Genomic DNA, 14,004 nt, shown 5'->3' with positions numbered 1-14,004 from the left:
CGTGTCAGCATGTGGCTATGAACAAATAAGCAAAAGCCTCTCGTGATGAGAGGCTTATATCACTTACTTGGTTTTCACTGAGTGGCCACCGAATGCATTACGCATCAGTGACAGCAGCTTGTAGCTATAGCCTTCTGAGTCTTGGCTTCTGAAACGTGCTTGCAATGCAGTGGTCAACACTGGCGCTGCCACACCTTGCTCAACCGCCTCAACCACGGTCCAGCGGCCTTCACCGGAGTCAGCAACGTATGGTGCAATTTCTTGCAGGCTTTGGTCTTGTTTGAGTGCTTCAGCCGTCAAGTCGAGCAACCAGCTGCGTACCACAGAACCATGACGCCACAGTTCAGTGATTTGTGCCAAGTCCAGGTTGAACTCTTCTTTACCTTTGATCAGGTCCAAACCTTCAGCAAAGGCTTGCATCATGCCGTATTCGATCCCGTTGTGGATCATTTTAGTGAAGTGACCGGAACCGACAGGACCAACGTGTGCCCAGCCGCGATCCGCGTGGGTCAATGCCTGTGCATATGGAGCCAATACATCAGCATATTGTTTTTCACCGCCGTACATCAGGCAGTAACCGTTATCCAGGCCCCAAACGCCGCCGGAAGTACCACAGTCGATAAAGCCGATACCATGTTCGGCCAACATTGCGCCACGGCGCTGACTATGTTTGTAGTTTGAGTTGCCGCCATCGACGATGATGTCGCCTTTGTTCAGCATTGGGATCAAATCTTTGATTTGATTTTCGGTGATTTCGCCAGCGGGCAACATCAACCAAACAATTTTTTGGCCTTCGAGTTTGCTAACTGCATCCGCAACGGAGGTCGCTGCTTCCAGGCCTTCTTCTTTAACCAGTCTGTTAACGAATTCGGTGTTAAAGTCAAAACCAACCACGTTAATTTTGTGACGCAGCAAGCGAGCAGCCATGTTACCGCCCATTTTGCCCAAGCCAATCATTGCTAATTTCATTCGGATTTTCCTATGGTGTGAGGATAGTTTAAGAGACACCCATCTTTTGGATGGCATGAACCCGATCAGTGCTTCGGATAATTTTGCAGAATTATCATGTCGAGTCAGCTATAATTATAACAAATGCAGTCACGGTCTAAAAGGCTGCGCAAGCTTTTTTGTATTGTTTTTTACAGGTTTTCTATGTCTTTGAATGCTCAAACCCGTTGGCACACGTATCAATCCCAGGAAGAAATCAACCAGGCAGCACTTAACAGAATTCTGGCGGCTGCCGACGCCGCCATTGCCAAACATGGCAGTTTTCTGATTGTGCTGGCAGGCGGCAGTACGCCCAAAGCGGTGTATCAGTTATTGGCAAAAGCTGATGCCGACTGGTCCAAATGGCATGTCTATCATAATGATGACCGTTGTTTGCCAGTCGATCATGTGGATCGCAACAGCAAAATGGCCCGCGATGCGTGGTTAAGCCATGTGGCGATTCCTGAAAATCAGATTCATGATATTCCGGCCGAGCTTGGCAATGTGGCTGGCGCGCTGGCTTATAGCGAGATCCTTAAAGGCGTGCGCACCTTTGATCTGGTGATTTTGGGGCTGGGTGAAGATGGGCATACTGCCAGCCTATTCCCGGGACAGGCCGTGGATAACAGTGCTGATGCCGTGCCGGTGTTTAACTCGCCCAAACCGCCCGCGGATCGTATTACGATTAGCCAAAAGCGGCTGAACGATACGCATGAGGTCATGTTTCTGGTGACGGGCGCGGGCAAGCAGGAGGCGGTGGATAACTGGCGTGAAGGTGTAGCGATTCCGGCCACCTTGATTCAATCACCCAATGGGGTGGACGTGTATTGCTTTGGCGTAGTGTTGAAATAAAAATGCACCAATAAAAAACGCAAGCTGTAAAACTCTCATCGAGATACCCTCATAGATCCCTCTGTGAGGGTTTTTCATTTGCAGCCTGTGTTAACAACCTGATGTATTGACTGTGACCGTGGGTGGGGCGCCAAAGCTTAAGGCATATTGATAGTTAACACTACACATGGCTGGGTTGGGCGTATTTGCAATATAAAACGAAGTAAATAAGAAATTGCTGCTGTCCATTTGAAAACCAGAAAACGTCATCCATAAACTGATGTGAGAGCCGTCCATGTTTGATGTTGGATAGCCGTTATACATAGCTTTTAACGTAGGGTCGTCGGGAGAAGCAATGACTTCGTTTGACCAGTCAGGGACGTTACATTCCGCTGTGATAAAACATTGCGCATGAGCCATTTGCATTGCGCTTTTTATGGAGCCAGCCAGTGCGTTAAGGGAGGCAATGCGTGCGTTTTTATCAACACTTGCAAAACGGGGCAAAGCGGTGGCGGCCAAAATAGCCAGAATGGCTATGGTTGTGACCAGTTCTACCAGCGTGAACCCGGTTAAATACCTATTGGCGACGGCCCTTGGTTTGTGAGTATGCTTCATGATTGCTTGTTGCGTTGTTTGCGACATCGCTGGAAAGCATTAGCGGGTGGTGTGCTCACTAACGAAAGTTCGCTTGAATGGCAATAAGCCTAAGATAACAAAAGTAAATACATTTTAAAGTGATAAAAAGAATAACAAATACATTTTAACCGGCCGTTTGGATGGACGAGAGTCGCTCAGTTGAGCAGGTAGTTAAAAGCGTTGCTTGAGAATCACGGAGGCTTTAAACCCGCCTTAAAACCACATTAAAGGGGGTATCACTGCACTTTGTAGGGCTTAGTTCGTTGGTATGGTTTTTTCTTGGAGTAGTTTTTCGAGCATTACGATTTGCTGCTGCTGAAGTGAAATTAACTCCTGCCACTGTTGCTCGCGCAAACCATCCATTTTTTCATGCAGCAGCAAAATCTCCAGTTCTGCTTTCAAGTTCACTTCATAGTCATGCTCTGCATGTTTGCGGTCTATTTCTGCTTGCCGGTTCTGCGACATCAGGATGATGGGGGCTTGTATCGAGGCCAGCATAGACAAAAACAGATTGAGCAGAATATAAGGATAGGGGTCAAACGCACGGTCATATTTGAGCAAAATGACCGAGTTCAGCACGACCCAGGCGATCAGCACCAGGGCAAACACAAAAATAAAGGTCCAGGAGCCGCCAAAACGAGCTACGGCATCGGCGGCCCGTTGAGCGGTGGTCATGCTACCGTCACTCTCATCTGCCGTATTGCGTGACACATGCCTGCGCTCGGTCAGGTGCCGGGCGACGCGCTGGGTATGCGCGTCCATGGCGTCATAATCCTTGCCGATCAGCGTTTCTGCAATCTCATGTTCACTGGCGGTCATTGCAGTCTGTCGGCTTGATTGATTATGTATTTTGAATGACGATGTTGGGGAACTTGGCGCTATGGTCCAGGCTGGCAATGGCGATTTTGCTTGCTGCTTTGCGTGCAATTTCTTTATACGTTTTTGCAATGGCGCCATCCGGCATGGCGACTACGGTAGGCTGGCCGCCGTCTGCTTGCATGCGGATATTGATATCCAGCGGCAAACTGCCGAGCAAATCCACGTTGTAGTCTTTAGCCATCAAGGCGCCACCGCCTGCGCCAAAAATATGCTCTTCATGGCCGCAGTTGGAGCAGATGTGCGTACTCATGTTTTCAACAATGCCTAAAATCGGGATGCCGACTTTTTCGAACATTTTCAGACCCTTGCGCGCGTCGAGCAGGGCGATGTCTTGCGGGGTGGTGACGATAATCGCGCCGGTGACCGGAATTTTTTGTGCCAGAGTCAGCTGGATGTCGCCGGTGCCAGGAGGCAGGTCAATCACCAAGTAATCCAGATCCTGCCAACGTGTATCGCGCAGCAATTGCTCCAGAGCGCCGGTCACCATCGGGCCGCGCCACACCATGGGTGTGTCGGTATCGACCAGAAAGCCGATGCTCATGGCCTGGATGCCATGCGCACGCATCGGTTCTATGCTCTTGCCATCGGCGCTATCCGGGCGGCCAGAAATGCCTAGCATCTGTGGCTGGCTAGGCCCGTAAATATCCGCATCGAGCAAGCCGACGGTGGCGCCTTCAGCAGCCAAGGCCAGTGCCAGGTTGACCGACGTGGTGGATTTGCCGACGCCGCCTTTGCCAGAGGCCACGGCAATCACGTTTTTCACATTAGGCAGCAAATTGACGCCGCGTTGCACGCTATGCGCCACAATGCGGCTGCCAACATTGACGGTGATTTTGCCAATGTCGGCAATGCTTTTTAATGCCTCGGTAATTTGTGCACGTATCAGGTCCAGTTGTGTCGCTGCAGGGTAGCCTAGCACCACATCCAGGCTGACATCATTGCCATTGACTTGTATGTTTTTGATTGATTTGCTGCTGACAAAGTCCTTGCCAGTATTGGGGTCTATGCTCAGTTTGAGCGTGCTTTGAATCACAATATCGCTGATGGCCATGCCTTGAATTCCCGCAGAAATGCCTGACTAATTAAATCAGGAATTCTACTCCATCCCCCCTGATTCGTCATGCAATCTCTGCGTTGGTCGTGGCAGGCTGTGAGCGCACACAGGGGCTATGGTCAGGATAGTGCTTTTGAAACGTCTCAAAGCAATGCGCCCAGCTCCACTGGCTGCGCGCCTGCTCGCGTATGGCCTCCTTATCCAGCGATGAACACTGCACAATAGCTTGTGCAATATCCTCGGCCAACATGCCTGAAAAGCCATGTTTGATCACATCTCTGGGCCCCGTCACATCAAATGCTGCCACGGGCAAGCCGTTGCACATCGCCTCTATCATCACAATGCCAAACGTATCGGTACGGGAGGGGAAGGCAAACACATCATGCTGTGCATACAACGCTGCCAGTGCCTTGCCATATTGATAGCCGACAAAATTGACGCGCGGGTATTTTTGCTTAAGCTGGCTTAAATAAGGACCATCGCCAGCGATGGTGATGTCAAAGGTATCCTGATGCTCACATAGCGCATCCAGGTTTTTTTCACGGCTCACCCTGCCGACGTTCAACACGCGCAATTTTTGCCCGGCTGCTTGTGGCTGCGCAACGCTCAATAACTGTTCAGAAACGCCCCGCGACCAAATCACCAGACGCTTGAATCCATGCGTCTGCAAGGTCTGGCGCATACTTTCGGTGGTGACAAAGGTGGCATGTGCACCTTGGTGAAACCAGCGTAAATAAGCATAGGTCCAGCGTGCGGGGATCCGCCACATTAATTCGAGGTATTCAGGAAAGCGCGTGTGATAGGAGGTCGTAAACGCAATCCCGCGCGATTTGCACCAGTGGCGCGCCACCAGGCCCATGACGCCCTCGGTGGCAATATGCAATTGTTTAGGCTGGATGCGATTGAGTGTGCGCCACAGGCGCAAGGGTTGGATATTGAGCTGGATTTCAGGATAAAACGGCAACGGTATCCAGCGATACAGGCTAGGGTGCAAAACACGAAAACGCAAGTTGCGTGATTTGGCCACCCGCCGCAGGTTTTTGTAGGTCGTAGAGACGCCATTGGTTTGCTGAAAAGTGTCCGTCACAATCAACATCGTCATCATGCAAGCTCCGCAACAAGGTGCCATGATCTTGCCAAGCCAGCATGACGAGTTTATGAACATCTCGCTTTAAAGCTGCGATAACCATTGCCCAACTGATCATCCCTGCGCACATGCTTCACGGGTGTTCAGCTCGCTGTAAGTTTTGACCATGCCCCGGTAAGTTAAGCGTAAGGCTGGCTTGCTAAGGTAAGCACATCGACGACAGCAGCACGCAAGCCGCTAAAAGTCTCGGTAATACACGCTTTAGTTTCAGTTAAACAATAATTCTGGAGAACACGCATGAACAAACTACTTGCACTCACCTTGTTAGCCATCAGCTATACCCATCATGCCAATGCAGATACCCTGCTGCAAACCGCAGATCAGGAAGGCAACTTCAAAACCTTTTTACAAGCCGTCAAAACTGCCGGCCTGGAAAGCACCCTCAACGATAAAGGCCCGATTACCCTGTTTGCCCCTAACGATGCCGCCTTTGCCAAATTGCCCAAAGCCAAACTCAAAGCCTTGATGGCAAACCCGACTGAACTTAAAAAAGTGCTCAGCTACCATATCTATCCTGGCAAAATTACCCAGGCAGACGTGAGTGCTGGCAAGGTTAAATCGCTAGAGGGTGCAGACTTGAAACTCACTGTGACCGATGGCGTAAAAGTGGACAATGTCAAAGTCATTGGTGATGAAATCAATGCTGATAACGGCGTGATCCATACGATGAGTGCTGTGTTGATTCCGAAGGGCTAAGCCGATAGATTGATTAAGCAAAAGCCTTGATTTTGCGAGGCTTTTGCTTAAATTTTAAAAGTGTCACGTCAATTTTGAACGCGCCAAATGATTACTTGCCCACATCAAAGTCATAAGTGAGTGTGATGAAAGCAGATCTCGGAGCCCCAGGCGCAAGGAAGGTTGTTGCTAACCAGTCATTGCTGTTGTAATTGAATCCACCAGGGCCGATTGCACCGTTGATAGAAGGTGAAAACGGATTGACACCGAGACGACCAGCACTGTAATACTCTCGGTCAAACAGGTTGTTAATCATCAAGCCGGCCGTCCAGTTCTTGTTTAATTTATAGGCAGTTTTGAAGTTAAACACCGCATAGCCTGGTACCTTGCCTGGATAGCGAAAGTTAGGTCGGTCAACTCTGGTTTCGCATGTATCGTTTCCGTACTGAACTCCATCATTCACTGAGGGTGAAGCTAAGATGCTACATATGTATCGTGAATTCGTAGCTCCAGCTTGGTGCTTATTATTCTCGTTACCGCGCACAAAGCTCTCTGAGTGCAATATCCCTGTCAGGCTCACAGTCCAATCTGGAGTGATGTCGTAACTAACAGTGGCATTCAGGTTATGTAGAGGTACGCCTGGGATGCGATTGCCGGGGGAAACAACAATCTGCTCGTAGCCATTGCCTCGCCCAACTACATTGCCAGCGGTACTGTTATTAGGACTAGCGACAGTAAAGCGGTCCTGAAAGGTCGCATCCGTCAGTGAGTAGTTGACTCTAAAACCAAGTCTATCAACCTTGCCTTGCAACCCAAGCTCAATCCCACGGCGGCGAGTATCCCCTATGTTTTGGAAGAAACTACGGTCAGCGGTAAAAGAAACGAAGTAAATATCATCTGTCAGCTCAGTTTGATAGGCAGTGGCATTCCACTGTATTGTTGGAGTGAGATAGCCGCGCCCACCAAACTCTATCGTCTCAGATCGTACTTGTTTTAAGTAAGGGTCACCAGAAAGCGTGCTGGGTAGTGAACAAAAGCGACGCTCAACTAGTGATCTTGGTCCGAATGTTGGAGCACCCGTAACAGGGTCGTTTCCGATTCTGACTGGGGTATCATCAAACGCGCATCCAAGTTCAATCACACTTGGGGTACGAGCGCCTTTATTCCAGTTGGCATAAAGGTTAAGAGTTTCAATCGGTTGCCAGGTAGCCCCTAAACTGGGATTAAACGAACGATAAGTAAACTTCTCTGTTTCTGGTTGACCAAGATAGCCTAATCCGCCTGCCAGCTCTGGGCTAAACGGCAGCACACTCACTACAGGACACTCCTCCAGCTCTAAGGTGCCGTTTCCATTGCTATCAGGGCACAGGATAGTATCTTGATAGAAGTTTTTAAATGCAGTGGGCCCTAACAAACCCAAGAAATTATTAATTGCCAATACGTTCTTGATCTTTGTATGGTTGAATCTACCGGCGGCGGTAAACGCCCATTCTTTATTCGGCGTCCAGGTTTCGCTAAAGTAAATACTCTTGGTCGTGCTATTGCCTGCAAAGTTATTCAGATCTATGCGATGATCAGCCGCATAAAACTCATACCCAAGCTGGCTCGGGTCAAGGTAAGACCGGCGGTTTGCATCAAACAAGCCCAAGTATTGACCACTCTCGTAAGTAGCATCGGCAGCATCAATCGAAGTACCAACCATGAATTTATGCTTCTCGAAATTCCAGTTGAGCTGCATAGATGCACCATCGGTTGTCTGATCAATCTCGGTTTGAGTAATCAGTGCGGTCGGTGTGCCTTCAACATAACCAGAGCATTTACCTTGCCCGATCTGCCCGGAATTACAATCAGCGCCATTACGTTCAATTGGCGTACCATTGGCATCGGTGACTAACAACCCTAGTGGCTTATTGATCCCTGGGTTACTCCCTGAAAATACACGAATTAGATTTGCACCTGTTACGGGGTCTACTGCTGGCACAGAGTAAGAATCACCCCCAACAAGAAAACCATTAACATCCTTATATGCATAAGTTAAATCTTGAGGATCAAAGCGCTGCCCATCGGTTCTTGGATCTGGCGCCGAAATTTGGCGCAGCTTCCAGGCATTCAAAGCATATTGATAAAACTCAGGAGTAAAGGCTGGTGCAGTAGTAGGATTCTGCGGATTAAGCGTCCAGATTGGATTCCCGCTTGCATCTACAGATTGCCCTGTCACAGCAGTCGAATTTGCATTACTACCTATGGCTAATCGACTTAAATCATATCCGGAGGGTGAGGATGAATCGTAAGCAGAGAATGCGGAATTTAATAAAACATTTCCACTGGAATCAAGACCAAAATATTCTGGTTCGCCATTAATATCCAACATTGCTAAAATAGTGCCCCCATTTCCATCTGGCACAGTCTGTGCAGCCACATTCTCAATCGATAAACTACTAGATTCAATATCTGGCAACCCATCCCCATCAAAATCAGGTACGCCATTAGATAATTGCTCACCAGGGTTTGGTCTACGGGTCGCACTACCACCAAAGTTTTGGTTTACATCGCCGTTACTGGCATTTCTGCGGCTCTTACGTTTGTAAACTTGACCGGTGATATTGAAGGTGTCACTGACATCCCAGATGCCGTTGAGTTGAAATTGCAGTAATCGGTTTTTGGTTTCATCTGGGCTGGTGAAAATCTGGCTGCCATCTTGTTTGGCCATTTCAGTGGGTAACAATCCGTTACCGATCAGTTTGTTGCCTGCATAGAGCATGCTTAAGCCCAGTTGCACACTGTCATTACGCCATTCGCCTTTAGCAAATATCTGGTTGACCTCACTAGGTGAATTCACACGCCAGCCGTCCTCCCTAAAGATATTAGCTGCCGCAAAACCTGCCACCACACCGTTGTTGCCACTCACAGAGCCTTGAAACTGGTTACGCTTGAAAGAGCCACCCAGGTATTCCACCGTACCTTCGTTGCTGTCAAAGCCACTTTTGGTTTTCATGCTGATGGCGCCACCTAACGTACCCAAGCCAAACAGCGGGTTAGAGCCTGGGAATACGTCCAGGCTGTTGAGCGCGTTCATGGGGATCATGTCCCAGTTCACCACATCCCCAAACGGTTCGTTAACACGGATGCCATCAAGAAACACGCTCAAGCCTTGTGAGGTACCTAACTGCGGACTGGCAGTGAAGCCCCGATAAGTGACGTCCATTTGAAACGGGTTGCTTTGGTAGTCGTTAACGTTCACCGACTGCAACTTGCTGTTCATGAGGTCAGTCAGGCTGACTGCTTTAGACTCTTTGATCTCTTTCGCGCTAATGCTTTGTACGTTGCCGGGGATTTCTTCTTTGGTCACCGCAAGCCCGCGTAGCGGACCCACATCGTAACGACGCTTGGCAATGGTCTCGATTTTTTCGAGCTGAATGTCTTGTGCTTCAACCTTTGTGATGCGCTGTATATACAGCGTATTGTCATTTAACTTCGCTTCAAGCCCGGTATTTGCTAGCAGTTTTTGCAACGCCTCCTTGCTACGCATGGTGCCACTCAACGCCGGGGCTTGTTTATCTGCCACCAGTTTATCGTTGTAGGTGATGTTTAAACCTATTTTGGCGCTCAGTGCTTTGAGTGAGGCTGCCAGTGGTTGGGCTGGCAGGTAGATGGTGATTTTTTGCGAGAGCAAAACGTCTTCTTCTGACTGCGGCAACTTGGTATTAAGCTCTGCCGCCCATAAAGGGTTGAGCCAGGTCGGCTGGCTGCTAAAGCAGGCGGCGATGGCTGCGCCCAGAATCAATTTTTTTGGTGTGTGCATCTGACTTCCCCGTTACTTTTTGGCTTGTTATTGCCTTAATGCACGGGGCGTCAAAACCCTGATATGTTGATTGCAAAAAAATGTAATGATGTGCGATTTGCTTATTTGGCTGCGGGGTAAGTTTCTAGTTGAATACCTTCTGGGCTGCGGTGCACACGCACATTGGCTATGCGGGGCAGGGTGGCGATAAAGCTGTTGCTGTCTTTAATGGCGACCACGGCGCTGATTTTTTCGCTGGAACGCTCATCGCTGGTGATGGGTTGGGGCTGGTAGCGGGTGAGGGTTTCGGCGATTTCTGAGAGCGAGGATTGATTAAATACCAAGGTGCCGCTAATAAAGCGGAAGTAGTCCTGGGCACTCACTTGTGGGCGAGCTTGCAGGCCGTGCTGGTTGATTTCAGCGACCTGGTTATTTTGCAGGATGAGGCCTTGCTGATCTTGCTTGTTGAGCACTTGTACCTTGCCGTGATCGACGCTGACACGTTCAAGCTGTTTGAGTTTGTTGACGGCAAAGCGTGTGCCCAGCACGGTGACTTTCAGGCGCTGGGTTTCTACTACAAACGGGCGGTCGCGGTCTGGTTGCACTTCAAACACGGCTTCACCTTGCAGCAGGTCAATGTGACGCTGGTTGCGGTAGTACTTGATCTCAATACGCGAGTTGGCATTGAGTGTGACACGGCTGCCGTCGTCCAGCGTTTGTGTGCTGAGTTGAGCGGTGGTGGTTTGCGCGGCGAGTTGTAGCGTGGGCGCGCTTTGCCAAACCTGATATTGGTGCAAGCCAGCCCAGCCTATGCACAGCGCCGCGATCACGCTGGCCACCGTGCCTGCCAGTTTCTGCCGCGATTTTTTGCGCTCGCTCTGTTTGAAGAAAGCATCAGCCTGTTTGGCCTGCGCCAGAGATTGCAGCTCGGTGACCGAGTCTATGCCTTGCCAGGCTTCGCTGATGCTACGGTATTCTTGTTGATGCAATGGGCTTTGCATGAGCCAGGCTTCAAACTGGCTGCGTTCCGGCGCGTCTGGTGCCGCTTCTTGCATGCGGATAAACCAGCGGGCAGCTGTCTCAGCGATTTTTTGATGGGCCGACATGCGCTTATTTGAGAAACTGCTCGCGCGCCGCACGCAGGTCAAGCAAGGCGCGGATCAGGTGGCGTTCGACCATGTTGAGGCTAATGTTGAGTTGCGTTGCAATGTCTTTTTGCGCATGGCCTTCAATGCGGTACATGACAAACACCTGGCGGCATTTGGGGGGTAAATCCTGAATGATTTGGGTGACCAGTTCCAGCCGTTGTTTGATGTCTGCCAAGTGTTCGACGGAAATCGTGACGGGTTCTTCCAAGTCTGCCTGCTGCTGATACTCGGCAAAATAACGTTCTTTACGGTAATGCTCAAGCAGCAGATTTTGTACGATGGTGCGCAAATAGGCATGCGGTTCTTGCCCGCGGTTGGGGCTGGTGGTCAGGGCAAAGCGCAGAAAGCCATCATGCAAAATATCCTTGGCATGATGCTGGCATTGCGTTTTACGGCGGATGCCGGGTAGCAACGTGCTATATGCCCAATGAAGATTAATGCCATGCCATAACATGCGAATTTGCCAGTAAGGTGAACTTGTTTGGCATCAGGCAAGGATTGTACCGTGCCGCCAGCATGGGCTAACTTGTTGTTTATCATGATTTTTATAAATTCAAGCTGTGACTTTGGTTGTGAGTATATGGTTGATATCAACCATATTGGTTTAAATGAGCCAGGGGTTGATCGCGCGTTTGCTCACAAACATTATCTGCCGCTGGCATCGCTGAAATGCCGCATGGTTTGCTAAAATAGTCGTTTTATTTTGATCTGGCTGACATGACACGCAAACTTCTGGTGACCTCCGCCTTGCCTTATGCCAATGGCAGTATCCATCTGGGCCATTTGGTTGAATACATTCAAACCGATATCTGGGTGCGTTTTCACAAGATGCAGGGGCATACCGTGCATTATGTTTGCGCGGATGATACGCATGGCACGCCGATTATGTTGCGTGCTGAAAAAGAGGGCATTACCCCTGAGGCGTTGATTGAGAAAGTCCACGCTGAGCACAGCCAGGATTTTGCCGAATTTTTGGTGCAGTTTGATAACTACTATTCCACCAACTCGCAAGAAAACCGCGAACTGGCCTCTGGCATTTACAAGGCGCTCAAGGCCAACGGCAAAATCGCCAGCAAAACCATAGAGCAATATTTTGACCCGGTGAAAAGTATGTTTTTGCCGGATCGCTTTATCAAAGGCGAGTGCCCCAAGTGCCACGCCAAAGACCAGTATGGCGATAACTGTGAAGTGTGCGGTGCGACCTACAGCCCGACAGATTTGCTGAATCCCTATTCTGCCGTTTCTGGTGCGACGCCAGTACGTAAAGAGACCGAACACTACTTCTTCAAACTCAGTGAATGTGCTGACTTTTTGCGTGACTGGACACGGTCTGGCACGCTGCAAGCCGAAGCTGCCAACAAGATGAGCGAGTGGGTAGGCGAGGCGGGCGAGAACAAGCTCTCCGATTGGGATATTTCGCGCGATGCGCCTTATTTTGGCTTTGAAATCCCGGATGCGCCAGGCAAGTATTTTTATGTCTGGCTGGATGCGCCAATTGGCTACATGGCCAGCTTCAAAAATCTGTGTGCCAAAGCTGGTTTGGACTTTGATGAGTACTGGAAGAAGGATTCTTCGACCGAGCTGTATCACTTTATCGGCAAGGATATCCTGTATTTTCATGCCTTGTTCTGGCCAGCCACGCTGGAATATTCCGGTCACCGCACGCCTACGCAGGTGTTTGCGCATGGTTTTTTGACTGTGAACGGCGAAAAAATGTCCAAGTCGCGCGGCACGTTTATCACGGCGCGTAGCTACTTGGAACATGTCAAAAATCCTGAATACTTGCGCTACTACTATGCCGCTAAACTGAATGGCAGTATGGAAGATATCGATCTCAACCTGGAAGATTTTGTTGCCCGGGTGAATAGTGATCTGGTGGGTAAATATATCAATATCGCCAGCCGCACGGCCGGCTTTATCGCCAAAAAATTCGATCACCAAGTGATTGCAGCGCAGCACGCTGTGATTGACGAGATGCGCGCCGCCGCGCCTGTGATTGCCGAAGCCTATGCCGCGCGTGATTTTGCGCGTGCTTTGCGTGAAATCATGAAGCTGACCGATGCCGCGAATGGCTATGTCGCCGAAGCGGCGCCGTGGGTGGTGGCTAAAGACGAAAGCAAGGCGGCTGAGCTGCATATCATTTGCAGTAATGCGCTGGAAATGTTCCGTCTGTTGACCATTTATCTGAAGCCAGTGTTACCAAATATCGCCAGTGCGGTGGAGGCTTTCTTGAACGTGCCAGCCTTGCAGTGGTCACATGTGAACCAAGGCCTGGCTGCGCAAACGATCCAGGCTTATAGTCATATGGTGACGCGTTTGGAGGCCAAGCAAATCGAGGCCATGGTTGAAGCCAATAAAGAAAGCCTGCAAGCGGCAGCGCCAGCCAAGGCTGAAGTAAAGGTAGAAGCGAAAGCCGAAGCCAAGGCGACAGAAGAGGGTGCGTATATCTCGATTGATGACTTTGGCAAGGTGGATTTGCGGATTGCAAAAATTGTCAACGCCGAGCACGTAGAGGGTGCAGAGAAGTTACTTAAGCTGCAACTGGATATTGGCGAAGAGAAGCCGCGTCAGGTGTTTGCCGGTATCAAGTCCGCTTATGACCCGGCGACGCTGGTGGGGCGGCTGACTGTGATGGTGGCTAACCTGGCACCACGCAAAATGAAGTTTGGCATGAGTGAGGGCATGGTGTTGGCCGCCAGCGATGAGCGTGGTGGGCCTTATATCCTCTCACCTGACAGTGGTGCGCAAGCGGGGATGCGTGTGAAATAATGGTTGCATGCGCATCAGGCGGTTTTCTTGGGCTGTCATGGACGCGATGTTTGCGCCAAATCAACAAAGAGAAGATCGTTTGCTGCTTTAATGACGG

The 14,004-nt window shown here is 49.9% G+C and carries 12 protein-coding genes; 4 read left to right on the top strand and 8 right to left on the bottom strand.

Annotated elements, in window-relative coordinates; all coding sequences use genetic code 11:
- Positions 1-63: 63 nt before the first annotated feature.
- Positions 64-969, bottom strand: coding sequence for a phosphogluconate dehydrogenase (NAD(+)-dependent, decarboxylating) (gnd, locus tag INP77_RS05715; RefSeq protein WP_194747997.1), 906 nt, complete (start codon positions 967-969; stop codon positions 64-66).
- Between the two features lie 183 nt (positions 970-1,152).
- Between gnd and pgl the strand changes: the two genes are divergently transcribed.
- Positions 1,153-1,839 (top strand): 6-phosphogluconolactonase, encoded by a 687-nt coding sequence (pgl, locus tag INP77_RS05710; RefSeq protein WP_194747995.1) that lies wholly within the window; start codon positions 1,153-1,155, stop codon positions 1,837-1,839.
- 90 nt (positions 1,840-1,929) lie between these two features.
- Here pgl and INP77_RS05705 read toward each other — a convergent pair whose 3' ends face one another.
- The 4 genes from INP77_RS05705 to INP77_RS05690 all read right to left on the bottom strand — a co-directional run bounded on the left by INP77_RS05705 (position 1,930) and on the right by INP77_RS05690 (position 5,492).
- The gene (locus INP77_RS05705; RefSeq protein ID WP_194747993.1) at positions 1,930-2,433 is read right to left on the bottom strand and encodes a prepilin-type N-terminal cleavage/methylation domain-containing protein; all 504 of its coding nucleotides are present in this window, start codon (positions 2,431-2,433) and stop codon (positions 1,930-1,932) included.
- 276 nt (positions 2,434-2,709) lie between these two features.
- Positions 2,710-3,273 carry a DUF1003 domain-containing protein gene (locus INP77_RS05700; protein WP_194747991.1) on the bottom strand — a complete coding sequence of 188 codons (564 nt, stop codon included), beginning with the start codon at positions 3,271-3,273 and terminating at the stop codon, positions 2,710-2,712.
- A 22-nt stretch (positions 3,274-3,295) separates the two neighbouring features.
- Positions 3,296-4,384: an iron-sulfur cluster carrier protein ApbC gene (apbC, locus tag INP77_RS05695; RefSeq protein ID WP_194747989.1), complete on the bottom strand. Its 1,089-nt coding sequence runs from the start codon at positions 4,382-4,384 to the stop codon at positions 3,296-3,298.
- Between the two features lie 67 nt (positions 4,385-4,451).
- Complete coding sequence (locus tag INP77_RS05690; protein WP_194747987.1) at positions 4,452-5,492, bottom strand: glycosyltransferase family 1 protein; 1,041 nt, start codon at positions 5,490-5,492, stop codon at positions 4,452-4,454.
- Positions 5,493-5,771: 279 nt separating this feature from the next.
- Between INP77_RS05690 and INP77_RS05685 the strand changes: the two genes are divergently transcribed.
- A complete protein-coding gene (locus tag INP77_RS05685) occupies positions 5,772-6,230 on the top strand; it encodes a fasciclin domain-containing protein (RefSeq protein WP_194747985.1) in 459 nt (152 codons plus the stop codon).
- Between the two features lie 91 nt (positions 6,231-6,321).
- On the opposite strand, the gene INP77_RS05680 is transcribed toward INP77_RS05685, so the two are convergent.
- The 3 genes from INP77_RS05680 to INP77_RS05670 all read right to left on the bottom strand — a co-directional run bounded on the left by INP77_RS05680 (position 6,322) and on the right by INP77_RS05670 (position 11,592).
- Positions 6,322-10,011: a TonB-dependent receptor gene (locus tag INP77_RS05680; protein WP_194747982.1), complete on the bottom strand. Its 3,690-nt coding sequence runs from the start codon at positions 10,009-10,011 to the stop codon at positions 6,322-6,324.
- Positions 10,012-10,112: 101 nt separating this feature from the next.
- Positions 10,113-11,096, bottom strand: a complete 984-nt coding sequence (locus INP77_RS05675) for a FecR domain-containing protein (protein WP_194747979.1) — start codon at positions 11,094-11,096, stop codon at positions 10,113-10,115.
- A gap of 4 nt (positions 11,097-11,100) precedes the next feature.
- Positions 11,101-11,592: an RNA polymerase sigma factor gene (locus INP77_RS05670; RefSeq protein WP_194747977.1), complete on the bottom strand. Its 492-nt coding sequence runs from the start codon at positions 11,590-11,592 to the stop codon at positions 11,101-11,103.
- Between the two features lie 27 nt (positions 11,593-11,619).
- Here INP77_RS05670 and INP77_RS05665 point away from each other — a divergent pair, with 27 nt between their 5' ends.
- Together INP77_RS05665 and metG are read left to right on the top strand one after the other, a co-directional pair.
- Positions 11,620-11,826, top strand: a complete 207-nt coding sequence (locus INP77_RS05665; protein WP_194747975.1) for a hypothetical protein — start codon at positions 11,620-11,622, stop codon at positions 11,824-11,826.
- Positions 11,827-11,855: 29 nt separating this feature from the next.
- Positions 11,856-13,907: a methionine--tRNA ligase gene (gene metG, locus INP77_RS05660; protein WP_194747973.1), complete on the top strand. Its 2,052-nt coding sequence runs from the start codon at positions 11,856-11,858 to the stop codon at positions 13,905-13,907.
- The last annotated feature ends 97 nt before the right edge of the window (positions 13,908-14,004 follow it).

This window comes from Methylophilus sp. 13, from assembly GCF_015354335.1.
GTDB classification, from domain to species: domain Bacteria; phylum Pseudomonadota; class Gammaproteobacteria; order Burkholderiales; family Methylophilaceae; genus Methylophilus; species Methylophilus glucosoxydans.
The sequence above is the reverse complement of the archived record's forward strand: the minus strand, read 5'-3'. Positions and strand labels throughout refer to the sequence as shown.

Coding starts and splice junctions, on each gene's coding strand:
- gnd (WP_194747997.1), bottom strand. CDS start 969: ATGAAATTAGCAATGATTGGCTTGGGCAAAATGGGCGGTAACATGGCT.
- pgl (WP_194747995.1), top strand. CDS start 1,153: ATGTCTTTGAATGCTCAAACCCGTTGGCACACGTATCAATCCCAGGAA.
- INP77_RS05705 (WP_194747993.1), bottom strand. CDS start 2,433: ATGAAGCATACTCACAAACCAAGGGCCGTCGCCAATAGGTATTTAACC.
- INP77_RS05700 (WP_194747991.1), bottom strand. CDS start 3,273: ATGACCGCCAGTGAACATGAGATTGCAGAAACGCTGATCGGCAAGGAT.
- apbC (WP_194747989.1), bottom strand. CDS start 4,384: ATGGCCATCAGCGATATTGTGATTCAAAGCACGCTCAAACTGAGCATA.
- INP77_RS05690 (WP_194747987.1), bottom strand. CDS start 5,492: ATGATGACGATGTTGATTGTGACGGACACTTTTCAGCAAACCAATGGC.
- INP77_RS05685 (WP_194747985.1), top strand. CDS start 5,772: ATGAACAAACTACTTGCACTCACCTTGTTAGCCATCAGCTATACCCAT.
- INP77_RS05680 (WP_194747982.1), bottom strand. CDS start 10,011: ATGCACACACCAAAAAAATTGATTCTGGGCGCAGCCATCGCCGCCTGC.
- INP77_RS05675 (WP_194747979.1), bottom strand. CDS start 11,096: ATGTCGGCCCATCAAAAAATCGCTGAGACAGCTGCCCGCTGGTTTATC.
- INP77_RS05670 (WP_194747977.1), bottom strand. CDS start 11,592: ATGTTATGGCATGGCATTAATCTTCATTGGGCATATAGCACGTTGCTA.
- metG (WP_194747973.1), top strand. CDS start 11,856: ATGACACGCAAACTTCTGGTGACCTCCGCCTTGCCTTATGCCAATGGC.